This is a genomic window from Krasilnikovia sp. M28-CT-15 (genome assembly GCF_047159595.1).
Taxonomy (GTDB): Bacteria; Actinomycetota; Actinomycetes; order Mycobacteriales; family Micromonosporaceae; genus Actinoplanes.
Genome location: NZ_BAAGAK010000001.1, coordinates 4175019 through 4197234, shown reverse-complemented (window position 1 = coordinate 4197234; position 22216 = coordinate 4175019). Strand labels below are relative to the sequence as shown.

20 protein-coding genes and 1 pseudogene are annotated in these 22216 nt (G+C 74.2%); 12 read left to right on the top strand and 9 right to left on the bottom strand.

The features are described from left to right. Nucleotides 1-115 precede the first annotated feature (115 nt). Nucleotides 116-1003 carry an ABC transporter substrate-binding protein gene (locus ACMCNO_RS19235; protein ID WP_412750831.1) on the top strand — a complete coding sequence of 296 codons (888 nt, stop codon included), beginning with the start codon at nt 116-118 and terminating at the stop codon, nt 1001-1003. Nucleotides 1004-1024: 21 nt separating this feature from the next. Here ACMCNO_RS19235 and ACMCNO_RS19230 read toward each other — a convergent pair whose 3' ends face one another. The 8 genes from ACMCNO_RS19230 to ACMCNO_RS19195 are packed head-to-tail and all read right to left on the bottom strand — an operon-like array spanning nt 1025 to nt 6701. Continuing rightward, nucleotides 1025-1999, bottom strand: coding sequence for a 3-oxoacyl-[acyl-carrier-protein] synthase III C-terminal domain-containing protein (locus tag ACMCNO_RS19230; protein ID WP_412750830.1), 975 nt, complete (start codon nt 1997-1999; stop codon nt 1025-1027). After that, on the bottom strand, nt 1992-2243 hold the full coding sequence (locus ACMCNO_RS19225; RefSeq protein WP_412750829.1) for an acyl carrier protein: 252 nt from the start codon (nt 2241-2243) through the stop codon (nt 1992-1994). Before ACMCNO_RS19225 ends, ACMCNO_RS19230 begins: the two co-directional genes overlap by 8 nt. After that, nucleotides 2236-2850 carry a ferritin-like domain-containing protein gene (locus ACMCNO_RS19220; RefSeq protein WP_412750828.1) on the bottom strand — a complete coding sequence of 205 codons (615 nt, stop codon included), beginning with the start codon at nt 2848-2850 and terminating at the stop codon, nt 2236-2238. The genes ACMCNO_RS19225 and ACMCNO_RS19220 overlap by 8 nt, the downstream gene beginning before the upstream one ends. After that, a complete protein-coding gene (locus tag ACMCNO_RS19215) occupies nt 2847-3554 on the bottom strand; it encodes a 4'-phosphopantetheinyl transferase family protein (RefSeq protein WP_412750827.1) in 708 nt (235 codons plus the stop codon). Before ACMCNO_RS19215 ends, ACMCNO_RS19220 begins: the two co-directional genes overlap by 4 nt. Then, the gene (locus ACMCNO_RS19210; RefSeq protein ID WP_412750826.1) at nt 3541-4638 is read right to left on the bottom strand and encodes an SDR family oxidoreductase; all 1098 of its coding nucleotides are present in this window, start codon (nt 4636-4638) and stop codon (nt 3541-3543) included. Before ACMCNO_RS19210 ends, ACMCNO_RS19215 begins: the two co-directional genes overlap by 14 nt. Continuing rightward, nucleotides 4631-5506 (bottom strand): aminoacyl--tRNA ligase-related protein, encoded by an 876-nt coding sequence (locus ACMCNO_RS19205; RefSeq protein WP_412750825.1) that lies wholly within the window; start codon nt 5504-5506, stop codon nt 4631-4633. Before ACMCNO_RS19205 ends, ACMCNO_RS19210 begins: the two co-directional genes overlap by 8 nt. Then, nucleotides 5503-5814 (bottom strand): hypothetical protein, encoded by a 312-nt coding sequence (locus ACMCNO_RS19200; protein WP_412750824.1) that lies wholly within the window; start codon nt 5812-5814, stop codon nt 5503-5505. Before ACMCNO_RS19200 ends, ACMCNO_RS19205 begins: the two co-directional genes overlap by 4 nt. Next, complete coding sequence (locus ACMCNO_RS19195; protein ID WP_412750823.1) at nt 5811-6701, bottom strand: diiron oxygenase; 891 nt, start codon at nt 6699-6701, stop codon at nt 5811-5813. The genes ACMCNO_RS19200 and ACMCNO_RS19195 overlap by 4 nt, the downstream gene beginning before the upstream one ends. Before the next feature lie 187 nt (nt 6702-6888). Here ACMCNO_RS19195 and ACMCNO_RS19190 point away from each other — a divergent pair, with 187 nt between their 5' ends. The 4 genes and pseudogenes from ACMCNO_RS19190 to ACMCNO_RS19175 form a co-directional block, all read left to right on the top strand. Next, entirely contained in the window at nt 6889-7824 is a 936-nt protein-coding gene (locus ACMCNO_RS19190) for a DUF3419 family protein (protein WP_412750822.1), read from the top strand. Beyond that, nucleotides 7821-9383, top strand: coding sequence for a DHA2 family efflux MFS transporter permease subunit (locus ACMCNO_RS19185; protein ID WP_412750821.1), 1563 nt, complete (start codon nt 7821-7823; stop codon nt 9381-9383). The genes ACMCNO_RS19190 and ACMCNO_RS19185 overlap by 4 nt, the downstream gene beginning before the upstream one ends. A gap of 101 nt (nt 9384-9484) precedes the next feature. Then, nucleotides 9485-11167, top strand: coding sequence for a N,N-dimethylformamidase beta subunit family domain-containing protein (locus ACMCNO_RS19180; protein WP_412750820.1), 1683 nt, complete (start codon nt 9485-9487; stop codon nt 11165-11167). 109 nt (nt 11168-11276) lie between these two features. Next, nucleotides 11277-12656, top strand: a pseudogene (locus ACMCNO_RS19175) (N,N-dimethylformamidase beta subunit family domain-containing protein); the annotation flags it as partial. Between the two features lie 236 nt (nt 12657-12892). Here ACMCNO_RS19175 and ACMCNO_RS19170 read toward each other — a convergent pair. Then, on the bottom strand, nt 12893-15343 hold the full coding sequence (locus ACMCNO_RS19170; protein ID WP_412750819.1) for an MMPL family transporter: 2451 nt from the start codon (nt 15341-15343) through the stop codon (nt 12893-12895). 160 nt (nt 15344-15503) lie between these two features. Between ACMCNO_RS19170 and ACMCNO_RS19165 the strand changes: the two genes are divergently transcribed. From ACMCNO_RS19165 to ACMCNO_RS19135, 7 genes are read left to right on the top strand one after another with little or no spacing between them, the layout of a single operon-like run. Continuing rightward, nucleotides 15504-16808, top strand: a complete 1305-nt coding sequence (locus ACMCNO_RS19165) for a flavin-containing monooxygenase (RefSeq protein ID WP_412750818.1) — start codon at nt 15504-15506, stop codon at nt 16806-16808. A gap of 11 nt (nt 16809-16819) precedes the next feature. After that, the gene (locus ACMCNO_RS19160) at nt 16820-17680 is read left to right on the top strand and encodes a hypothetical protein (protein WP_412750817.1); all 861 of its coding nucleotides are present in this window, start codon (nt 16820-16822) and stop codon (nt 17678-17680) included. Then, nucleotides 17677-18174: a hypothetical protein gene (locus ACMCNO_RS19155; RefSeq protein ID WP_412750816.1), complete on the top strand. Its 498-nt coding sequence runs from the start codon at nt 17677-17679 to the stop codon at nt 18172-18174. The genes ACMCNO_RS19160 and ACMCNO_RS19155 overlap by 4 nt, the downstream gene beginning before the upstream one ends. Further along, nucleotides 18167-19765, top strand: a complete 1599-nt coding sequence (purF, locus tag ACMCNO_RS19150) for an amidophosphoribosyltransferase (RefSeq protein ID WP_412750815.1) — start codon at nt 18167-18169, stop codon at nt 19763-19765. Before ACMCNO_RS19155 ends, purF begins: the two co-directional genes overlap by 8 nt. Continuing rightward, nucleotides 19762-21561, top strand: coding sequence for a fatty acyl-AMP ligase (locus ACMCNO_RS19145; protein WP_412750814.1), 1800 nt, complete (start codon nt 19762-19764; stop codon nt 21559-21561). The genes purF and ACMCNO_RS19145 overlap by 4 nt, the downstream gene beginning before the upstream one ends. Beyond that, the gene (locus ACMCNO_RS19140; RefSeq protein ID WP_412750813.1) at nt 21548-21877 is read left to right on the top strand and encodes an acyl carrier protein; all 330 of its coding nucleotides are present in this window, start codon (nt 21548-21550) and stop codon (nt 21875-21877) included. The genes ACMCNO_RS19145 and ACMCNO_RS19140 overlap by 14 nt, the downstream gene beginning before the upstream one ends. Before the next feature lie 31 nt (nt 21878-21908). After that, nucleotides 21909-22211 carry a DUF6506 family protein gene (locus ACMCNO_RS19135; protein ID WP_412750812.1) on the top strand — a complete coding sequence of 101 codons (303 nt, stop codon included), beginning with the start codon at nt 21909-21911 and terminating at the stop codon, nt 22209-22211. Nucleotides 22212-22216: the final 5 nt, after the last annotated feature.

The following is a 22216-nucleotide window of genomic DNA, read 5'->3' as shown; positions in this document are numbered from 1 at the left end:
CATCGGTCGGTCTGAGCATTTCTTGAGGGGCGCACTCCTCAACCGTCACGGCAGGCTGCCGAACCCACAGACAAATTCCACCGGACCTGGAACACAGACCTGGAAAGGAGCGGACATGCGTCTCAGACCAGCCCTCACGACGCTCGCCGCGGTGGCCGTCGTCCTCGTCGGCGGCGCCGCCTGCACGACTGCCATGTCCGCGGCGCCCGGTGCCTCCGCGGCGCCGAGCCGGCCGGACGCGGCCGCCGCGGCCGTGCCCGCCGACGTGCGCAAGGCCGGGAGCCTGGTCGTCGCCTCGGAGATCGCGTACCCGCCCTTCGAGTACTACGACGACCAGAAGAAGCCCCAGGGCATCGACGTCGACCTCGCCGCGGCGCTGGCCGACCGGATGCACCTGCGCCTGGACTTCCGCAACGTCGCCTGGGACGACCTCATCCCGACCGTCGCCGACCACAAGGCCGACGCGATCATGTCCGGGATGACCGACAACGCCGAGCGCCAGAAGAAGCTCACGTACGTCGACTATCTCATCGAGGGCTCCCAGGTCGTGGCGGCCAAGGGCAACCCGGAGCACATCACGGGCATCGACGGCATCTGCGGCAAGCGGGTCGGACTGCAGGCCGACACCACCCAGGACGACCTGGCCAAGGCGCAGGCCGCCCTGTGCGTCGCCGCCGGGCGCCCGAAGCCGGTCATCACCAGGCTCGGCTCGGGTGAGGCGTACCCGCTGGTCAAGGCCGGCAAGCTCGACGCGGTCGTCGACGGCTACACCAGCGCCGCCGCCCAGGTCAAGGACGGCAACGGCGCCTTCGAGCTGGCCGGGGTCCAGGTGGAGGCCAGCCCCATGGGCATCGGCCTGGCCCGGGACCGTACGGACCTGCGGCACGCCGTCCAGCTCGCGCTGCGGGAGATCATCGCGGACGGCACGTACCTGAAGATCCTCGACAAGTGGGGCCTCAAGGCCGAGGCGCTGACCACCGCCGCGATCGACGGCGGAGTCTGACCGCGCCACGCCGGGCCCGGGCTACGACCCGGGCCCGGAAGGCTGCACCTCCAGTACGGCGCACTGGAAGTTCATGCCGTACCCGGCGACCGGCAGCACCACCCGCTGACCCGGGGCCAGGCGGCCGGTGGCGTCCAGTTCCGCCAGGTTGATCAAGTTGTCCCCGGCGATGACGTGCCCCAGCCGGGCGGTGGCCGGGCGGTGCAGGCGCTGCTCCGGCAGGCCCAGCAGACGCCCGAGGATCTCCACCGCGCGCACGTCGGTGTTCTGCGGCACCAGCCAGTCCGCCTCGGCCGGCGCCATCTTCACCTCGTCGCACGCCTGGCGCACCACCTCGCACGTGTTGCTGAAGTAGCTGCCCACCACCTCGTCGTCGACCGCCTCCGCCAGCGCCCCGTTCGTCACCTGGCGCACCGACAGCAGCCCGAACCGGCCCGGCGCCCGCGACACCACGCAGCCGACCGCGCCGTCCGAGACCAGGTTGTACGTCTGCTCGTAGCGCGCCCCGGCCGGGAAACGGTCGGCGGTCACGACCACCACCGGGTCCAGGTCCGGCTCCGCGACCAGCAGCGCCCGGGCGATCCGCAGCGCGCCCAGCAGCCCGGTGCAGCCCTGCTGGCCCACCCCGACCGCGATCGCGTCGTCCCACCCGAACTCCGCCTGCAACCGGCTGGCCGGATACCGCATCAGGTGCTTGACGTCGCCGGTCGCCGCGAATTCGGCGGTGCTCCCACTCGTGGCGTTGCCGGGCAGGCAGGTGGCGTAGACGATCGCGCCGACCCGGTCCAGCCGCTGCCGGATCGGGGTCAGGGCCCGCACCGCCAGGTCGAACGCGTCGGTGTCCGGCCCGCACACGTGGTGGGTGTCGAAACCGGCCGCCCGCAACTGCCCCGCCGTGGAGACCGTGCCGCCGGCCCCGGCCGTCGCCTCCACGGAGCGTTCGTGCTCGCCCAGCGCCCAGCTGATGTGGTCGACGCTGACCTGCGGATCAGTCATCCCGGCCGGCCCGTTCGTGGATCAGCTGGGCCAGGTCGCCCACGGTGCGCAGCGCCCGCATCTCGTCGTGGCCGAACCGGGCCCCGTACATCTCCTGCAGCTCGATCACCAGCTCCACCAGCGCGAACGAGTCGACCGGCAGCGCGGCGATCTCCGTCTCGGCCGCGACCGGGCCGGGCTGGCCCAGGATCTCGCCGATGCGCCGGAACAGGACCTCGTCGTCGTGCGTCCGCAGCTCAGGCACGGCGCCTCCCATCGTCGAGCAGGAATTCCACCCGGTCCGCGTGCTCGGCCAGGGTGGCGGCGTACACGGCCTCGTCGGCCTCGGTCATCCGGTGCAGGGTCGCGGCGATGTGGTCCTTGCCGTACTCCGGCTCCATCGCGATCAGCTCGTCACGTACCCATTTCACGTGCCACCGTTCGTCCTCCATGATCTTGCGCAGGGTCTGCGTGACCAGGGGATGCTGGTCCGGCACGCTCAGGTGCCGGGCGTACTGGCGCATGACGCGCTGCTCGAACACCGAGGTGATCGCGAGCACCTCCATCAGGTTGGCCGGCAACCCGGTGGCCGCCAGGTACTGGTCCTGGTAGGCCGCACCCAGCGGCTCCGGCTTCTCGCCGAGCTGCTCCAGGCAGTCCGTCCAGTAGCGGGCGTGCTGGGCCTCGTCGGCGAAGTGGCGGGTCAGGTCGCTGTGCACCGGACCGGGCCGCTGCGCCCGGGCCAGGCGGCCGAAGAACAGCGCGCCGCTGAGCTCCGAGATGCGGTAGAAGCTGAGCAGCCAGCGCTGGGAGTCGCCCGCCGTGCTGGTCGCGGGCGCCAGCGACGTGGGCGCGGGGCGTGCCATCGTCATGCGGTTCTCTCCTCGTGGACGGCCACGGACACGACGTGCCCGGGCAGCTGGACGGTGCGGTACCGGAACCGGGACCGGCCCCGGGTGGCGCGGCCGGACCAGGCGGTGGGGTGGCGCAGCTCGTAGTCGGCCAGGATCCGCCCGGAGTTGCCGGTGTCGGCCTTGAAGACCGCCTCCTTCACGGTCCACAGTCGCAACAGGACATCCGGCTCGCCGGTCGGCTCGTCGACGGACGGTGCCGCGCCGAGCTGGGCCCGCTCGGCGGGGGTCAGGAAGAGCCGGGCGATGCCGGGGTTCACCGGCCGCACCGCCTCCAGATCCACCCCGATGCCCGTGCTGGCCCGGTGGCGGGCGCCGACCGCGACGGCCACCCCGTAGCTGTGGGTCAGTGTCAGGCGCGGATGCGGCAGTACCAGCCGGTCGGTGTCCACCCGCTCGCCCAGGCGCTCGGCGACCCGGCGCAGCGCCGCCCGGCCGATCCGGTGCTCCATCCGTCGATCCGTGCCCGGCGCCCGGCCACCGTGTCCGTCGTCGGCGGTGCCGCGGCCCTGCCCGGCGTCGGCGTGCGCCTGCCCGGCGCCGTTGCGGCGGTGGTGAGCCGAGCCGGTGGGCGCGGACCCGCGACCGGCGACCGACACCACGAACTCGGGCCCGAGCAGGGCCGCCAGGGCCGCCTCCAGGCGGGCGGGGTCAGTGGCGTACATCCGGGCTCCGTGCGTCGGCCAGCAGGTTCTGGCAGGTCGCGGCGAGCAGCGCCGCCGCGTCCAGCGGGTGGTAGCGCGGCAGCAGGGCGCGCAGGCGGTCGTTGCCCACGTCCTTGGCGACGTACAGCTGGGCGGCGAACGGCAGCAGGCTGGTCAGCGCCTGACCGAGCACGCTGGCGCCGAAGCTGCGGGAACTGTCCGCCAGCAGCCGGTACGAGTGCAGGTCCGCGTACTCGGGGCGGGCGACGCGGCGGCGCGCGAAGCCGGGGTCCGCGCCGAAGACGTCGAACGCGACGTCCATGGTGCGGGCCAGGGTCAGCGAGTCGGCCGCGCGGTCCGCGACGTGGAACACCCCCGTGGCCGCCTGGTCGACGGCCGCCGCGGCGGCCCGCGCGGTGACGTCGGCCGTGGTCAGGTAGACCGGCGTGGCGGGCAGCCCCGGCATCAGTGCCAGCATGCCCAGCCGCAGCAGCCGCAACGTGTTGTGCACCGCGTTGTGCTGCCCGGCCCGGCCCGACTCGTCGTCCGCCAGCACCGTGGCGACCCGCAGCACGCTCACCGGCAGGTCGGTCTGCCCGAACGCGTACGCCTCCGCGGCCCACTTGGACCGCTCGTACGCGTTGGCGAACCCGGCGGCCGGTGCCGGTGCGGGCAGCTCCATGATCGGCCCCGCCTGCAGGCCCGTCGCGTACAGCGAACTGAACAGGCACACCGAACTCAGCCGTGGGCTGCGGCGGGCCAGCTCCAGCAGCCGGGCCGTGCCCGCGGTGTTCACCCGCTGGGCGACGTCGTGCTCGACCGTGAACGAGGTGACCGCAGCCGTGTGCACCAGCGCGGTGAGGTCGCCCGTGGCGACCCCGCCGAACGGGTCGTCGCCGGACAGGTCACCGCCGGTGCACCGGACCCGGGCCGCTGCGCCGGGCACGTCCCGCAGCAGCGGCGCGCACCTGGCCTCGGCCTCGGCGGCCGTCGCGGCCCGTACCCAGAGCAGCAGCGGCCGGTCGGTGTGGGTGAGCAGGTGGCGCACGACGTGGCGGCCCAGGTAGCCGTCCGCGCCGGTGACGAGGATCCGGCCGTCAGTCATCGCCGTCCTCCCGCGGGTCGGGCCAGCGCAGCGGGTCCGGTCCCCATCGCTCGGCGACGACGGCCAGCCAGCGTTCCAGGCCGAACGCCACGCAGCCGGTGTGGGCGGTGGCGTCGCCGCGGCCGAGGTCGAACGCGGCGCCGAAGTGGTCGTGGTGCAGGTTCACCGACGCGATCGCGAGCGTGCCGGCCAGCGCCTCGTGCTTGACCGGGTCGAGCTGCTGCATCAGGTGGGCGCCGCTGTCCTGGGGCCGGAAGAACGGATCGGTGGCGGCCGCCCACGGCCCGGCGATGCCGAGGCGTTCGCGCAGGCTGTCGACCGCCGTGCGGCCGGAATCCAGGAACTCGCGGACCTCCGCCGCCGAACCCACGCACACGATCTCGCGCATGGTGAACGCCCACTGCCGGCGCAGCGGCTCGAACCGCTCCTCCCGCCGGTAGCAGGTCGCCACGGTGGTGACCAGCGTCGGCCGGTCGGCACGGTGCTCGCGCAGCATCGCGTACACCGGGTAGCAGGCTGCGGGCGTCAGGGCGTGGCGCATCGGGGCGAGCCGGGTGACCGGCACGGCGCCGTCGGCGCGCAGGGCGTACCCGTCGACGAACCGCTGCACCTCGGCCTCGTCGGCGGGCAGGGTCGCGGGCATCGTGACCAGGTGCGGGAACGCCGTGAAGTACCCCATCCGGTCCAGGTCGGCGGCGGGGACCAGCGGCGGGAACTGGTGCTCGGTGGCGCCCCAGCCCAGGGCCAGCTCGGCGACCGTCCGGTCGAGGCGGCGCAGCCAGTTCAGGGCGGCCCCGGACAGCACGGTGGTCCCGTGCCCGGCCACGGTGACGCCGTCGGGCAGGCGTACCGTCGTCGGCGCGCTCATGACCGGACCCCCGCCGTGGCGTCGATGTCCTGCGCGAAGAAGGCCCGCACGATCGTGTCGATGTCGGCGAAGGCGCCGGGTGCCAGGCTGCGTGGGTCGACCGGGGCGGAGCGCAGTTCCTCGATCAGCAGCAGCAGCTCCACGACGTGCAGGGACGTCACGAGGCGGGTGGAGATCAGCGGCGTCTGATCGGTCAGCGTGGCCGGGTCCAGGTCGGGATTGCGGGCCGCCACCCACTCGCGCAGCGCGGCACGCACGTCGGCGCTCCAGCGCTGCCGGCCGGACGTGCGCTCGGTGTGCTGGCTCATGCGGCACCCCCCACCAGGACGCCGTGCTTGTGCAGGAAACGCAGGCAGCGGCGGCTGACGGCGGCCCGGTGCGCCTCGGCCGCCGGGTCGGCGAACGCGTCGGCGGCCAGGCGCCACGGCTCGTCCAGCCCGGCATCGGCGTAGGCCTGCGGGTTGTAGAACGTGCGCCACACCGCGTGCACGTACCCGGCCAGCGCCGCGCGGATCTCGTCGAGCAGCGGCTGCGGCCATTCCCGCAGCCCGTCGGTGAACAGGCGCAACACCACCCGGCGGCCGAACGCCAGGTGGCGGCGTTCCTCGCGGTGGTGGTCGTGGTTGATCCAGCGGGCGACGGCGACCAGGCGCTCGTCGGCGGCCATCCGGATGTTGAGGCAGTCCACGATGTCCTCGAAGATCATGACCCGGGCGAAGAACAGGAAGTCCGCGGCCTCCGGCGGGTCCTGCGCCAGGGTGAGCATCCGCTCCGGGTAGATCCGGCCCGCGTACCGCTCGCAGAACTGCGTGAAGTACGCGCTGTGCCGCTCCTCCTCCTCGATCATCCGGGCGAGGTACGGCGCCAGGAACGCGGTGGCGGGGGAGTCCAGGCGGGCGCGGAGCCCGTCGATGAGCAGCCGTTCGCCGTGGATGTTCTGGCTGTAGAAGTTCACCGCCTCCCAGAAGCTCAGCGCCCGCCGCTGCGCGTCGCTCAGCTCGGGCCAGCGCGCGGTGGCGTACAGGGAGACCAGTTCGGGGCTGGTGAACCACTGGTGGCGATCCAGCGTGGCCGCGGCGGGCCACGGCCCGGGTGCCGGCTGGTGCTCGCGCGCCGACTCGGCGCACAGATGCTGCACGAGCTCGCCCAACCGGGCGTCCGCCGGGCGCGTCGGCGCGGCAATGGGGTGGGTCATCTGCGGGTCTCCCGGTCGGTGGTCGTGGCCGCCGCCGCGGTGTCTGCGGGCGCCTGCCGTGGGCCGTCGGGGTAGAGGAGCGCGACGACCCGCCGGTGATACCGCCCACACGGAACGTATCCGCGGGCCCCTGGCGTGCATCTGTTTCCGCGAGACGCACCCGTCCGCTGGATGCACTGGAGGAGACATGACCCAGCTCGACGCCGTCCCGGCGCTCGGCCAGTCCGCGCCCGCCCCCGGCTGGCAGCCGGACCCGCGGGCGGGCGGCCACCGGCTGATCTTCGGCCGGATGTACGAGGACAGCGAGGTGGAGCGCACCGTGCTGCCGCGGCACGGCCGGATCCTGTGCGTCGCCTCGGCGGGCGACACCGCCCTGGACCTAGCGGCCGACGGACGGCAGGTGACCGCGGTGGACGCCAACCCGGCGCAGATCGCGTACGTGCGGGAGCGGCTGCGCGGCGCCCCGGCCCGGCCGGGGTCGACGGAACGGCTGCTGCACCACGCCCGGCGCGTGCTGGCGGGGGTGGGCTGGCGCCGTGCCGAGCTGGCGGCGTTCTGCGACCTGAACGACCCGGCCGAACAGCTGGCCCACTGGCGGGAACGCTTCGACAACCGCCGGTTCCGGCTGGTGCTCGGCGCGACGCTGGGCCCGGCCGGGGTCCGCGCGGGCGGCTTCGGCGCGTTCACCAAGGCGGCGTCCGGCCCGGCACGCCGTTTCGACCTGGTCGTGCGGCAGCGCCTCGAACGCGGCCTGGGCCGCCACCCCAACCGCACCAACCCGTACGTGCGGGGCCTGCTGCTGGGCGAGGCGCCGCCGCCCCCGGCGCCGGTCGACCCGGACCGGCTCGAGCTGCTCTACGCGGATGTCGCGGCCTACCTGGAATCCGTGCCGCCGGGCACCTTCACCGGGTTCAGCCTGTCCAATGTGCTCGACGCGGTCGGCCCCGCGTACGCCGCGCGGCTGCGCGCCGCGGTGCACCGCGCGGGCAGCCCCGGCGCCGTCGCGGTGTGGCGCAGCTTCGGCCCCGGCGACAGCCGCCCGGCCGAGCAGAAATGGGCCGCGCGGGACCGGGCCATGCTGTGGGGCAGCCTGCGGGTCGAGCGGATCGGTACGGCCGCATGACGGTATCCGCCCCGGGGCGCCGGTGGTGGGTGCTCGCTCTGGTCTCGCTGGCGCTGTTCATGGTCACGCTGGACAACCTGGTCGTGACCACGGCGCTGCCCAGCATCCGGACCGGCCTGTCCGCCACCCTGCCGCAGCTGGAGTGGGTGGTCAACGCGTACACGGTGTCGTTCGCGGTGCTGCTGCTGCTCGGTGCGGCGCTGGGGGACCGGTTCGGGCACCGGCGGATGTTCGTCGCCGGTCTCGCCGTCTTCACCGCGGCGTCGGCGGTCGCCGCGGCTGCGCCCAGCGCCGGGGTGCTGATCGCGGCGCGGGCCGTGCAGGGCGCGGGCGGGGCGCTGGTGCTGCCGATCAGTCTGACGCTGCTGGCCGGGGCGTTCCCGGGGCGGCAGCGGGGCCTCGCGTTCGGGGTGTTCTCCGGCATCAGCGGTCTCGGGGTGGCGCTGGGGCCGGTGGTCGGCGGGGCGATCACCCAGGCCGCGTCGTGGCCGTACATCTTCGCCCTGAACGTGCCCGTCGGCATCGTCGGATGCCTGGCGGCGCCGTTCGTGCTGGCCCGTGGCGCGGGACCGGTGCGGCGGCTGGACATCCCCGGCGCGGTGCTGGTCACCGGCGGGCTGACCGGGGTCATGGTGGCGCTGGTCGCCGTGCCGGAGCACGGCTGGTCGTCCGGGCGGGTGACCGGACCGCTGGCCGCCGGTGCGGTGCTGCTGGCCGGGTTCGTGGCCTGGGAGCGGCGCGCGCCCGAACCGATGCTGCCGCTGCGCTTCTTCGCCAACCCGGTGTTCGCCGCGGTGAACCTCGCGGGGGTGGCGATGTACTTCGGCATGTTCGGCGGCATCTTCCTGCTGGCCCCGTTCCTGCAGACCGTGCAGGGACACGAGCCGCTGGCGGCGGGACTGCGGATCCTGCCGTGGACGGTCATGCCGCTGGTGGTGTCCCCGTTGGCCGGGATGGTCAGCGAGAAGTGGGGGGCGCGGCGGCTGATCGGCGGCGGGCTCGTGCTCCAGGCACTGGCGCTGGGCTGGCTCGCGCTGGTGGTGACCCCGCACCTGTCGTTCGCCGCGCTGTTCGTGCCCGCCGTGCTGGGCGGTGCCGGGATGGCGCTGGTCTACCCGCCGGCGGCCGCCACGGCGCTGGGCGCGGTGCGGCCGCACGAGGCCGGGCAGGCGTCCGGGGCGATGAACGCGCTGCGCGAGGCGGGCGGGGCGTTCGGGATCGCCGTACTGGCCTGGGTGTTCACCGCCAACGGCGGCGGCACGGCGCCGGGCGCCTACGTGTCCGGCCTGGCGCCCGCGCTGGCCGTGGGGGCGCTGGTGCTGGCGGCGGGTGCGGTCGCCGCCTGGTGGCTGCCGGGCCCCGCCGCCCCGCCGGTCACTGCAGCTCCGCCGGTCACTGCCGCTCCGCCGGTCACTGCAGCTCCGCCGGTCACTGCCGCTCCGCCGGTCGCTGCCGCCCCGCCCGCCACGGCTCCGCCCGCTGCTGTCCCGCAATCGGTTCCCGCGGCCGGGGCCCCCCGGCTGGTGGAGCATGAGGAGGAGGTCGCCCGAGCGATCTGAGGGCACTCGAACGGCACCGGTCTCGGACCGGATTCGCACACCGAGGCCCGTCATCGTGGCAGGACCGGAACTCCGCCGCGCTGTTCGGGAGGGACAGAATCTTGCGTGCCCGCGCCCGGGTCGCCTTGGCGGCCGCCGTCCCTGCCCTGCTCGGCATGTCCGGCCTCGGCGCCGCCGCCACCGCGACCGCGGCCTCGGCCGCGCGGGTTGCCTGCGCGGCGCGGCCCACCGCAGCCGGGTACGTCAGGGCCGAGAACCGCCGTCCCGGCTCCACCGGCTGGCGTTACACCGCGCGCGCGGACACCGGGCTGGCGGCGTACGCCGACACGACCTCGGCGCGGTGCGGCCGCACCGTGCGGCTGATGGTGTCCACCCGGGCGCCGAAGGCGACCGTGACCGCCTGGCGGATGGGCTACTACGGCGGCGCGGGCGCCCGCGCCGTGTACACCTCCCGGCCGTTCCGGACCAGGTCGCAGCCGGCCGCGGTGATCGCCCCGGCGACCCGTACCCCGCGAGCGCGCTGGAGCGCCACCACCTCGATCGCCATCGACGGCCGCTTCGTGCCCGGCTCGTACCTGCTGAAGATCACCGACAGCCGGGGCGGGCAGGCGTACGTGCCGCTGACCGTCACCGACCCGGCCTCGCGCAGCCCGCTGGTGCTGATGTCCGAGCCGCTGACATGGACGGCGTACAACCTGTGGGGCGGCATCAGCGCCTACCGGAGCGCGACCCGGGCCGACGTCCGGGCCGTGGTCGCCTCGCTCGACCGGCCCTACCAGAGCAACCACGGCATGGCCACCTACCTCACCGACGAGTACCCGCTGGTCCGGCTCGCCGAGAAGCGTGGGCTGGACGTCGCGTACGTGACCGACCTGGACGTCGATGCCAGCCCGCAGCTGCTGCTGAGGCACCGCGGGGTGCTGCTCGGCGCCCACGCCGAGTACTGGACCACGCGGATGCGCGACGGGTTCGACGCGGCCCGCGACGCCGGTGTGAACATCGCGCTGTTCGGGGCCAACACGGCGTACTGGAACGTCCGGATGGTGCCCGCCACCACGGGCAGCAAGCGCGCCTTCGCGATCTACCGCGAGGCGCGGCGCGACCCGATGACCGCCGTCAATCCGGCCGCCTCGTCGATCCGCTTCCGTGACCTGCCGCGCGCGCGGCCGGAGGGCAAGCTGTTCGGCCAGCAGTACATGGGCTGCCCCGGCGGCAACGCCGACCTGGTACTCACCGCCCCCGGCTGGCCGTTGCCGGCCGGCACGCGCGCGGGCACCGTCCTGCCGATGGGCGTCCGGCGCGAGTTCGACCGGGTGAACGCGGACGCCCTGCCGGAGTCCGCGGCCGTGCAGATCCTGGCCGGTGCGGCGGTCCGGGGCTGTCCCCGCAACGCCGGCCGCACGTTCTACGCGAACGTCGCCTACTACACGGCCCGGTCCGGCGCCGGGGTCTTCGCCGCCGGCAGCCTCGGCTGGGTCTGCCACCTGTACGGCACGACCTGCGCGTACGGCGGCGCGACGGCCGTACGGACCCGCGCGGTGTTCACCGCCGCCACGATCAACCTGCTCTCGGCGATGGCCGTCGGCCCGCTCGGCGCCACCCACCCGAGCCGGGCGACCGCCACCGCGATCCCGCCGCGCGCGCTCACGGACGGCACCAGCATCATCTCCGGCGACGCCGACGACGACGGCACCGAGTCCCGGCCGGACGGCGAAGGCCCCGCGGCGTCCTGGCTGCCCCCTGCGGACCTCACCGCCGACGTCTGGTCCGGCATCGTCCAGTAGCCGGCGGCGCTCCTGAACGACACCGGTATCGGACCGGTCCCGGGAACTGGTCCACGGCACCGTGGCAGGGTCCGCGTCCCCGAGCCCCGCTCGTCCGTGAGGATCCCCCATGCGCTTGCCCCTGCGCGCCCGCGTTGCCGTGTCCGCGGCCGTGTCGGCCCTGCTCGTCCTGTCCGGCCTCGGCGCTGCCGGCACGGCGGCGGACGCGGCGGCCGCCCCGGTGCGGTGCTCCGCCACGCCCACGGCGACCGGGTACGTCAAGGCCGAGAACCGCCGTCGCGGAACGACCGGATGGCAGTACCGGCCACGCGCCACCACCGGGGTGGAGGCGTTCGCGAACACGACCTCGGCCTCGTGCGGCCAGGTCGTGAGCCTGATGGTGTCCACCCGGGCACCGCAGGCGACCGTGACCGCCTGGCGGATGGGCTACTACGGCGGCGCGGGCGGGCGGGCCGTCTACACCTCCCGGCCGTTCCGCACGAGGCTTCAGCGCGCCGCGGTGACCGACCCGGCGACGCGGAGCCCACAGGCGCCGTGGACCGCCAGCATGGCCTTCCGCGTCGACGGTCGCTTCACCCCCGGCTCGTACCTGTTGAAGATCTCCGACAGCCGGGGCGGGCAGGCGTACGTGCCGCTGACCGTCACGGATCCGGCGTCGACCAGCCCGCTGGTGCTGATGTCCGAGACGCTGACGTGGGCGGCGTACAACGGCTGGGGCGGCCGGAGCGCGTACCGGGGTGCGGACGGGTCCCTGGCCGACCGGGCGCTGGTCGCCTCGTTCGACCGGCCCTACAAGAGCAACCACGGCATGGCCACCTACCTCAGGGACGAGTACCCGCTGGTCCGGCTCGCCGAGCAGCGCGGGTTGGACGTCGCGTACGTGACCGACCTGGACGTGCACGCCCGGCCGGAGCTGTTGCAGGCACACCAGGGTGTGCTGCTCGGCGCGCACGCGGAGTACTGGTCGGCGCGGATACGGGACGGATTCGAGGCGGCCCGCGACGCGGGCGTGAACCTCGCGCTGTTCGGCACGAACACGGCCTACTGGCAGGTGCGGTTGTCGCCGTCGCGCTTCGGGGCGGACCGCGCCTTCGCCATCTACCGCGACGCGCAGCTCGACCCGGTGACCGCCGGCGACCCCATGGCCAGCTCGATCCGGTTCCGTGACCTGCCGGGCGGGCGGCCGGAGAGCACCCTGCTCGGCCAGCAGTACCCCGGTTGTCCGGGCCGCGACGGCGACATGGTGCTCACCGACCCCGACTGGCCGTTCCCCGCGAACACGCCCGCGGGCACCGTCCTGCCGAGGGGGGTGCGCCAGGAGTTCGACAACGTGGCCTCCGGCGCGCCGCCGGCCGGCGCGAACCTGCAGATCCTGGCTCGCTCACCGATCCTGGGCTGCGGCGACAGCAGCCCGCACGAGGCGAACGTCACCTACTACACGGCCGCCTCCGGCGCCGGGGTGTTCGCGGTCGGCACGATGGGCTGGGTCTGCCACCTGGTCGGCTCGACCTGCGCGTGGGGTGGTGCGACCGCGGCGAAGACCCGCTCCGTGTTCATCGCCACGACGGTCGCCCTGATCACCGCGATGGCCGCCGGCCCGCTCGGGCCGACCCACCCGAGCAAGGCCAGCGACGTCACGGTTCCCCCGGCGCCCCCCACGACCGACGCCGGTGACGCCGGTGACGACGACGACGATGATGACGACGCCGGGCAGCTCGGCAGCACCTACTGCCCGGGGGAGCGGCCGGACGGCGAGGGCGAGGGCTCGGCGTCCACGCGCTCTTGGCTGCCCGCGGCGGTCGATGCGGGCGACGGCTGGGCGGGGCCGTCCAGCGTGGAGCCGGTGGGCTGCGTCGCCGGGGACGCACCTTCGGCGCGGTGATCGCCGTGGTCGCTCCACCGCGGAGCGGGCGCCCGGGGCACTTCGGCTCCCGGCGCCGGGGACGGCGGCAGTAGCGCGGCCAGCCACTTCGGCAGCCACCAGTTGCGTTCGCCGAGCAGCACCAGCGTGGCCGGGACCAGCAGCAGCCGCACCACGCTCACGTCGAGCAGCACCGCGACCGCCAGCCCGAAGCCGATGGCCTGGATCGGCACCAGGGTGGTGAACGCGAACCCGCCGAACACCACGATCATGATCGCCGCGGCCGGGCCGATCACCCCGGCGGTCCCGGTGACCGCCCGCACCACCGCGTCCTTGGTGCGGTAGCCGTCCAGGTGCGCCCGCCGCACCGCGGTGAGCAGGAAGACCTCGTAGTCCATGGACAGGCCGAACAGGATGCAGAACAGGAACAGCGGCAGGAACACCTCGACGTAGCCGGGGGCGTGCACCCCCAGCAGCGAGGCGCCGTGGCCGTCCTGGAACACCCAGACCAGCACGCCGTACACGGCCAGCACCGAGGCCAGGTTCGTCACCACCGCCTTCAGGGCGATCGGCAGGCTGCGGAACGCGACCATGAGCAGCACGAACGACAATACGAGCACCAGCGCGATCACCTTGGGCACGCTGCCGCCGACCTGCGCGTTCAGGTCGACGTTCTGGGCCGGTTCGCCGCCGACCAGCACCGTGGTCCCGGCGCCGGCCACCTCGGGCAGGGTGGCCCGCAGCCGGTGCACCAGGTCGATCACCTGCGCCGACTGGGGACCGTGTCGCGTCGCCACCGTCAGCGCGGCGACCCGGCCGCCCGCGCCGATCTGCGCGGGTGCCACGTCCACGACCTCGGGGTCGGTGTGCAGCCGGGCGGACAGCGCCCGGGCGATGCGTTCCACCCCGGCCCGGGTGTCCGGGGCGATCGGGGCGGCGTCGGGGCCACCGGTGGCCGGGGGTGCGGCGACCAGCACCCGCAGCGGCCCGGCCCGGCCCGCGCCGAAGCCCTCGGCCAGCCGCTGCGCGGCGACCCGCGGTGCCGCGTCCTCGGCGAGGATGTCCGGGCCTGAGGTGCCCAGGCGCAGGTGCAGCGCGGGCAGCGCCAGCAGGGCCAGCAGGGCCACCGTCCCACCGACGACCCACCAGGGGCGGCGCACCGGCAGGTCGACCACGGCGCGGAGCCGGCCGGAGCGCGGCTCGTCACCGTACGTGCGGCGGCCGAGCCGGCCGGGCAGCCGCAGCGCGTTGACCCGGGTGCCGAGCATCGCCAGCATCGCGGGGAACAGCGTCAGCGCGGCGGTCGCCGCCACCGCCACCGCGATCATCGCCCCGAGCCCCATCGACCGGTACGCGGGCACGTCGACGAGCTGCGTCCCGGCCAGCGCGACCACCACGGTCAGCGCGGACACCAGCACGCCGTGCCCGCTGCTGCCGAGCGCCTCCCCGACCGCCTCCTGCGGTGTCAGTCCCCGCGCCAGGGCCCGCCGGAACGGCCGCAGCACGAACAGCGCGTAGTCGATGCCGACCCCGATCGCGATCATGGTGGCGAGGTTCTGGGTGAAGATGTTGACCGTGGTGTTGGCCCCCAGCACCGAAATCAGCGCCAGCCCCACGCTGGCGGCGATCCCGGCCAGCGCCAGCGGCAGCAGCGCCGCCACCGCGCTGCCGAGGGCGAGCAGCAGGATCGCCAGCACCAGCGGCAGCACGATGCGTTCGGCGGTGGCGAGGTCTTCGGAGCCGGTCTCCTGGAACGCGGCGTAGAACGGGGCGTCGCCGGTCATCGCCCCGTCGGCCGGGGTGCCCGCGAGCGCCCGGTCCACCGCCTCCTGCAGCTTCGGCGCGTGCGCGTACGCGGCGTCCTGCGGCTCGTTGATGCCGACCTCCACCACGGCGGTGCGCCGGTCGGGGGAGACCTGGCGGGTCGCGCGGGGGTCGGAGACGTCCGCGACGCCGGGGCTGGCGGCCAGTGCCGCGCGCACGCGCGCCAGTGCCGCGGCGTACCCGGGATCGTCGATCGTGGTCCTGTCGGAGTGCACGACCAGCACGCTGGTGCGGTCGAAGCGCTGCGGCAGCGCCTGCTTCTCCAGCGCGGCCACCTGCGCGGAGCCGGAGCCGGGGACCTCGAACCCGCCCGCGGTCAGGTTGTCGGCAAGCTGACTCAGTGCCGGCACCCCGGCGAGCACCGCCACCAGCCACAGGCCCAGCACGAGCCGGCGGTGCCGGCCGATCAGCCGGCCCCAGGCGGCGAAGCCCGGTCGGGGCGGTACCCGCCCAGGCGTTCGAGGTGCGGGGTTCGTCGCGGTCCGCGTCACGATGTCTCCTTCCGGCCGATGGCCCGCACTGGCAGAGCCACGGGCGGCGGTCGGTGATACGTCAGGTCGGCGGCGGTATCAATCGGGTAGCTCGGACATCTTCCTCCCTGCAGACGCGGCCCGTCGGACGCGCCGAATCCAGTGAGAGAGCCGGGAGCCAATGAGTACGACCATGGACCTGCGGGACCGCTACGCCGTGATCGGTGCCGGCCCGTCCGGACTGGCCGCAGCCAGGAACCTCATGGCCGAAGGGGTGGCCTGTGAGGTGCTCGAAGCACACGACGGCGTGGGTGGAATCTGGGACCGAGCCAACCCGCGCAGCTCGGTGTACGCGAACACCCACACGATCACCTCGAAGAAGGTGACCGAATACCCGGACCTGCCGCTCGACGCGGACCTGCCGACCTACCCGCGGCACGACGCGATTCTGGACTACCTGCGAGCGTACGCCGCGCACTTCGACCTGACCCCGCACATCCGCTTCGGTCAGGAGGTCACCGCGGTGACCCCGGACGGCGAGCACTGGATCGTCGCGACCGCGGACGGCACCAGCCGCCGCTACCGCGGGGTGGTGCTGGCCAACGGCCACAACTGGAAGCCGCGGTTCCCGCAGTACGCCGGCAGCTTCGACGGCACGACGATGCACTCGCGCGACTACGACACCGCCGCGGACTTCACCGGCAAGCGGGTCCTGGTGGTGGGCGCGGGCAACTCCGGCTGCGACATCGCCGTGGAGGCCGCCCAGACCGCCGAGTCCGTGGCGATCAGCATGCGGCGCGGCTACTACTTCGTCCCGAAGTACATCCTCGGCAAGCCCGCCGATCAGGTCGGCGACGCCAGCCAGTCGCTGCGCCTGCCGATCGGGCTGGTCCGGCGCATGTACAAGCTCGTGCTGCGCGCCACGGTCGGCCGCCCGCAGGACTACGGGCTGCCCGTGCCGGACCACAAGCTGCTGGAATCCCCGCCGATCGTGAACTCGCTGCTGCCGTACTACGTCGGCCACGGCCGGGTGAAGGTGCGCCCGGAGATCAAGGAGCTGCACGGCGACAAGGTGGAGTTCACCGACGGCCAGGTCGACGCGGTCGACGTGATCGTCTACGCCACCGGCTTCCAGGTGCACCTGCCCGGCCTCGACCCGGAGCACCTGAGCTGGCGCAACGGCCGCCCCGACCTGTACCTGATGGCGTTCTCCCGCCGGCACGACAACCTGTTCGTCGCGGGCCTGACCGACGGCACCGGCGGACACTTCCCGACCGTGGACCTGCAGACCAAGGTGATCGCGAAGTTCGTCGCGGGCCGCGACCGCGGCGGCGCGGCCGCCGCCGACCTGGCCCGGCGCAAGGCCAACGACCATCCCGACGTCAGCGGCGGCATCAAGTTCATCGACTCGCCGCGCAGCCTCACCCAGTTCGAGCTGCACACCTACCTGCGCCAGCTGCGCCGCCACCTCGACGAGCTGTCCTGAGGAGTACACCGATGACCGTCACCGACAAGGCGACGACCGGACCGCTGGCCGATGTGGTCTTCGGCGTCCCGTACTGCAGCGTCTCGCAGTACTACGAGTACTTCGGCGACGCGCCCGCCCCCGCCGCGTACGGGCTGTCGTGCGTGTGGCAGACCTTCGAGGTCGGCCGCCGCCTCGAAGCCTCCGGCCTCGGCCCGGTCCGGTACCTGGTCGACGGGCGGCACGTGGCCGCGGTGACCACCACCGCGGACGGGATGGACGTCTACGACCCGTACCTGCTGCACCTGGAGCCGCTGCGGCTGCGCCGGGCCGACGCCGGAGCCAACGGCACCGTGACGGCCGTGCAGGAGGCGGTCCCGTTCCGCACCACCGCCGAGGGCGGCGCCGCGCCGGGCCGGGTCCGGGCGGTGTGGACGCCGAAGCGCAACCGGCTGCGCCTGGAGTACACCCGGTTCAGCCCGCGTCGCGGGCACCACGTCGTGTCCCGGATGTTCACCTTCGCCACCGACCGGGTGCTGGGGGCCGTGCCGCCCCCGGCCGAGGTGGTGCGCCCGCTGCTGCTGCACCCCGAACAGAACAACCTTTCCGTACGGGCCATCGACGGTGAGCGGGGGCTGCACGAGCTGGTCTACCCGCTGTCCCGGCTCGGCCGTGGCCCGGTCCACCGGCAGGACCTGCTGACCCGCGACAACGACGGCCGCTGGGCCCGGCACGGCCGCCGCGACTTCGACGCATCCCTGGACGCCATCGCCGACACCCTGGCGGTGAGCACCCGGGACCTCGTCGACTTCGTGCTCGGCGGGGTGGACATCTACCGCCGGATCGCCCCGGCAGACCTTGAGATCGCGTCGTACTCACTGGAGGACGAATGACATCCTTTTTCCTGGCCGGGCTGATGCAGGGCTCGCGCAACGGCGACGACACCGCCGACCAGTCGTACCGCGGTGACCTGCGCGACCTGATCCTCGCGCACCGCCCGCAGGCGACCATCTTCGACCCGGGCGAGCTGATGGCGCAGTGGCTGTCCGCGGACGCCGACGAACTGCGCCGCAGCCACGGGGAGCTGGCCGCCGCGTCGGTGCTCACCCGTACCCGGCTGGCACCTCCGGTCACCCGGCTGGTCGGCACGTTCCACGACCTCGTCGGGCTGGCCGCGACCGCCGACGTGTGCGTGGCGTGGCTGCCCGGGCACGAGGCCAGCATGGGCACCGCGGTGGAGATGTACGCGGCGTACCAGGCGGGCCGCCACGTCGTCGCGATCACCGAGATGCGGCAGAACCTCGCCGTGCTGGCGACCGCCACGCACATCGTCCCGACCCTCGCGGCGTTCGCCGAACTCCTCGCCTCCGGTGAGCTTGATGCGTAGCGGGGACGGGCCGGTGCCCGCGGACGGCCACGCCCGTCCCCGCGACGCGTGCGGTGTGATCGGCGTGATCGCCACCGCCCCGGCAAAGGCCGTCGCGCCTGACCCCGCGGCCGTCGGCGGCGCAGCGGGCGACCCCGCGGTGGCGGCGCGGGCCTACCGCGGGCTGGCCGCGCTGCAGCACCGTGGCGACCAGAGCGCGGGCATCGCGGTCGGTGCGGCGGGCCGCCGTACCGGCCGGGTGGCCGGGTCCGGGCCGGTCCGCGACGCCCTGGCCCGGCCCGACGTCGACGCGTTACGCGGCGACGTCGCGGTCGGCCACGTCCGATACGCCACCGCCGGCGGCCTGGGCGAGGGCAACATCCAGCCGATCGAACGCCAGGTCGGCGGAGTGTGGTTCGCGCTGGCCCACAACGGCAACCTGGTGGCCGCGCCGCAGCCCGCGGACGGCAGCACCCTGGAACCCGGCGCCAGCGACAGCCTGACGGTGGCGGCCCTGCTGGCGGAGGCGCTCGCGGGGGGCGCCTGTTCGTTCGAGCAGGCGCTGTGTGCCCTGCTGCCGAAGCTCACCGGGGCGTACTCGTTCGTGCTGACCGACGGTGCCCGCCTGTACGGGCTGCGCGACCCCAAGGGCCTGCGCCCGCTGTGCCTGGGCCGCAGCGGCGACGCCCTCGTGTTCGCCTCGGAGACCCCGGCGCTGACCGAGATGGGCGCCGAGTTCGTCCGCGAGGTGGAGCCCGGCGAGCTGATCGTCGCGGACGCGTCCGGGATCCGCTCGGTGCGCCCGTTCCCGGCCGCCAGCGTCGAGCACCGGCTGTGCCTCTTCGAATTCGTGTATTTCAGCCGCCCGGACGGGCATCTGTACGACCGGTCCGTGTACCTCACCCGGTGGCGGGCCGGTGCGGCGCTCGCCGCCCACGCCCCGCTCCCGGCCGACGAGAACCGTCCGGAACGCGAGGTGCTCGTACTACCCCTGCCGGACTCGGCGATCCCGGCCGCGGAGGGGTACGCGGCGCACAGCGGGCTGCCGTACGGCGAACCGCTGGTGCGCAACCGCGAGCACGGCCGTTCGTTCCTGGCGGCCGGGCAGGGCGAACGGGACCGGCGGGCCGCCTCGAAGTTCCAGCTGATCCCGGAGCTGGTCCGCGGCAAGCGGCTCGTCGTGGTCGACGACTCGCTGGTGCGCGGCACCACCACCCGGGCCGTCACCGCCCAGCTGCGGGCGGCCGGCGCCGCGGAGGTGCACCTGCGCATCGCCTCGCCGCCGTGGCGATGGCCCTGCCCGCTCGGCATCGACGTGGGCAGCCACGGTGAGCTGGCGGCGGCCACCATGACCTTGTCCGCGATCCGCGACGAGCTGGGCGTGGACAGCCTCAACTACCTGCCCTTGGACCAGCTGCTCGGCGCGGTCGGCGCGCCCGCCGGGAAGTTCTGCACGGGCTGCCTCACCGGCGACTACCCGGTACGGGTGCCCACGGTGCCCGGCCAGCGCCCCGACGACGTTCTCGTTCCCGTTGCGGCCGGCTGTGTCAGCCGGACCGTTCCACACCGCACCGCCAACCACCGAAGCGTTCGGAAGGAACCTCAACGATGACCAGTGACACGTTCACCCGACCCGCTGTGGCGGCGCCTGCCGCCCGCCCGTCGACGCTGATCCGGTCGCTGCCGGCCACCGTGCACGAGGAGGCGGCGCGCAACCCGGATCGCACCGTGCTGACCGCCCTGGACCGCGACGGGCAGACCGCCGAGGTGCTGACCTGGGCCGAGCTGGACCGTGAGGCCCGCGCGCTGGCTGCGGACCTGCGTGCGGTGGCCGCGCCCGGTGACCGGGTGCTGGTGCCCGCCATGCCGGACCTGCGCTTCCACGTCGCGTTCCTGGCCTGCCTGTACAGCGACCTGGTGGCGGTGCCGGTGCCGCCGATCCGGCCCGCCGGGCTGCGCTCGGCCGCCACCGGCAAGCGGGCGAACCGGCTGGACCGGCTGCTGGCGATCTGCGCCGACGCCGAGCCGGCCGCGGCCGTGGTGCCCGGCGCGGTGGTGGACGCGCTGGCGCAGGTCGCCGCGGACGAGCCGGTGCTGCGCCGGATGCACCTGATCGCCGCCGAGCCCCGGGACACGACCAACCTGGTCGACGTGCCGGAGTGGGTGGACCCGGACGAGGTGGCATTCCTGCAGTACACCTCGGGTTCGACCGCGGCGCCGCGCGGTGTCGTGATCACGCACGGGGCGATGCTGGCCAATCAGCGGATCATCGCCGGGCACCTGGGGGTGACCGCGGAGTCCACGGTGGTCAGCTGGCTGCCGGTCTACCACGACATGGGCCTGTGCGCGGGGCTGCTGCAGCCGCTGTACGTCCGGGGCCAGGCGGTCGTGATGGCGCCCGAGACGTTCATGGTGCGCCCGGAACGCTGGCTGCGGGCGATCTCCGGGCGCCAGGACGTGATCTCCCCGGCGCCGGACTTCGCGTACGCGCTGTGCGCCGCCCGCATCGAGCCGGAGGTCCGCCGCGAGCTGGACCTCAGCGGCTGGCGGGTGGCCCTGAGCGGCGCCGAGCCGGTCCGCGCGGACACGATGCGGGCCTTCACCCGGGCCTTCGCGGTCAGCGGCCTGCCCGAGACCGCCCCGACCGCCGGGTACGGCCTGGCCGAGTCGACGCTGTTCGTCAGCGGCGGCCGCGCCGACGAGCCGCTGACGGTGGGCCGCTTCGACCGCGAGGAACTGGCTCACGCCCTGGCCAGCGCGGCCGGGCCCGACGCACCCGCCGCCGAGGTCGTCGGGTGTGGCGGCACCGTCGCCGAGGTGGAGGTCGCCGTGGTCGACCCGGTCACGTTCCGCCGGTGCCGCCCCGGCACGGTGGGCGAGATCTGGGTGGACTCGCCCAGCAACGGCATCGGGTACTGGGGCCAGGAGGAGTCCAGCCGGGAGATCTTCGCGGCGGAGCTGGCCGACGAGCCCGGCCGGGGCTGGCTGCGTACCGGTGACCTGGGCTTCGTGGAGGAGGGCGAGCTGTTCGTCACCGGCCGGCTCAAGGACGTGGTGATCATCCGGGGGGCGAACTACTACCCGCACGACTTCGAACGGCTGGTGCAGGCGGCGGATCCGCTGCTGGCGGGCGGCATCGCGGCCGCGTTCGGCGAGGCCGGGGCGGACTCGGTGACCGTGGTCGCGGAAGTGGCCCGGGACGTCACCGAGACCGAGGCGCAGGCGCTGACCGTGGCGGCGGCCCGGGCGGTGGCCGAGCACCTGCCGGTGGCGACCGGCATCGTGCTGGTGCCGCGGGGCAAGGTGCCGCGTACCACCAGCGGGAAGGTGCGCCGCGGCGAGTGCGCGGCGCACCTGGCCCAGGGCACGCTGCCGGTGCTGGCGAGGTGGCCCCGTGCAGCCGCGTGAGCTGGGCGCCGGGCGGCCGGTGGCGACGGCGGGACTGCCCGAGGGCGGGCTCGCCGGGGCGGCGGGAAATCCCGGGGTGTCCGCCGAGGCGGTCGTAGCGTGGCTGCGTACCCATCTCGGCGACACTCTGGGCGTCGCGCCCGAATCGCTGGACGGCGACGCACCGCTGGCGGTGTACGGCATGACGTCGCTGGTCAGCGCGATGTTGCTGGCCGACCTGGAGGACGAGTTCGGCATCGCGGTGGATCCGGTCGACGTGCCGCCCGACGTGAGCCTGACCCAGGTCGCCGAGATCGCCGTGGCCGCGCAGGCGTAGCCCACGGGCATGAGCACACCAGGAGGAATGGATGCCACTGGAGCGTTTCGGGTTCATCGTCACCGGGGCCGGGCTCGACCCGGACTCCGACCGCGCCTCGATCCGCAATGACCGGTTCGACGGGATCATGGTGGGGGTGAGCAGCCCGGACCAGGGGGTGGCGGTCGCCCGCGCCATGGTCGCCGACGGCGTACAGCTCATCGAACTGTGCGGCGGGTTCGGCCCGGTCTGGACGGCCAAGGTCATCGAGGCCATCGACGGCGCGGTGCCGGTCGGGTCGGTGGGCTACGGACCCGAGTCGATCAACGGCATGCACGCGCTGTTCCCGGACTGAGATCG

Excerpts from the sequence above, each read along its gene's own strand:
- ACMCNO_RS19235 (WP_412750831.1), top strand. The coding sequence starts at position 116 with ATGCGTCTCAGACCAGCCCTCACGACGCTCGCCGCGGTGGCCGTCGTC.
- ACMCNO_RS19230 (WP_412750830.1), bottom strand. The coding sequence starts at position 1,999 with ATGACTGATCCGCAGGTCAGCGTCGACCACATCAGCTGGGCGCTGGGC.
- ACMCNO_RS19220 (WP_412750828.1), bottom strand. The coding sequence starts at position 2,850 with ATGACGATGGCACGCCCCGCGCCCACGTCGCTGGCGCCCGCGACCAGC.
- ACMCNO_RS19215 (WP_412750827.1), bottom strand. The coding sequence starts at position 3,554 with ATGTACGCCACTGACCCCGCCCGCCTGGAGGCGGCCCTGGCGGCCCTG.
- ACMCNO_RS19210 (WP_412750826.1), bottom strand. The coding sequence starts at position 4,638 with ATGACTGACGGCCGGATCCTCGTCACCGGCGCGGACGGCTACCTGGGC.
- ACMCNO_RS19205 (WP_412750825.1), bottom strand. The coding sequence starts at position 5,506 with ATGAGCGCGCCGACGACGGTACGCCTGCCCGACGGCGTCACCGTGGCC.
- ACMCNO_RS19200 (WP_412750824.1), bottom strand. The coding sequence starts at position 5,814 with ATGAGCCAGCACACCGAGCGCACGTCCGGCCGGCAGCGCTGGAGCGCC.
- ACMCNO_RS19195 (WP_412750823.1), bottom strand. The coding sequence starts at position 6,701 with ATGACCCACCCCATTGCCGCGCCGACGCGCCCGGCGGACGCCCGGTTG.
- ACMCNO_RS19190 (WP_412750822.1), top strand. The coding sequence starts at position 6,889 with ATGACCCAGCTCGACGCCGTCCCGGCGCTCGGCCAGTCCGCGCCCGCC.
- ACMCNO_RS19185 (WP_412750821.1), top strand. The coding sequence starts at position 7,821 with ATGACGGTATCCGCCCCGGGGCGCCGGTGGTGGGTGCTCGCTCTGGTC.
- ACMCNO_RS19165 (WP_412750818.1), top strand. The coding sequence starts at position 15,504 with ATGAGTACGACCATGGACCTGCGGGACCGCTACGCCGTGATCGGTGCC.
- ACMCNO_RS19160 (WP_412750817.1), top strand. The coding sequence starts at position 16,820 with ATGACCGTCACCGACAAGGCGACGACCGGACCGCTGGCCGATGTGGTC.
- ACMCNO_RS19155 (WP_412750816.1), top strand. The coding sequence starts at position 17,677 with ATGACATCCTTTTTCCTGGCCGGGCTGATGCAGGGCTCGCGCAACGGC.
- purF (WP_412750815.1), top strand. The coding sequence starts at position 18,167 with ATGCGTAGCGGGGACGGGCCGGTGCCCGCGGACGGCCACGCCCGTCCC.
- ACMCNO_RS19145 (WP_412750814.1), top strand. The coding sequence starts at position 19,762 with ATGACCAGTGACACGTTCACCCGACCCGCTGTGGCGGCGCCTGCCGCC.
- ACMCNO_RS19135 (WP_412750812.1), top strand. The coding sequence starts at position 21,909 with ATGCCACTGGAGCGTTTCGGGTTCATCGTCACCGGGGCCGGGCTCGAC.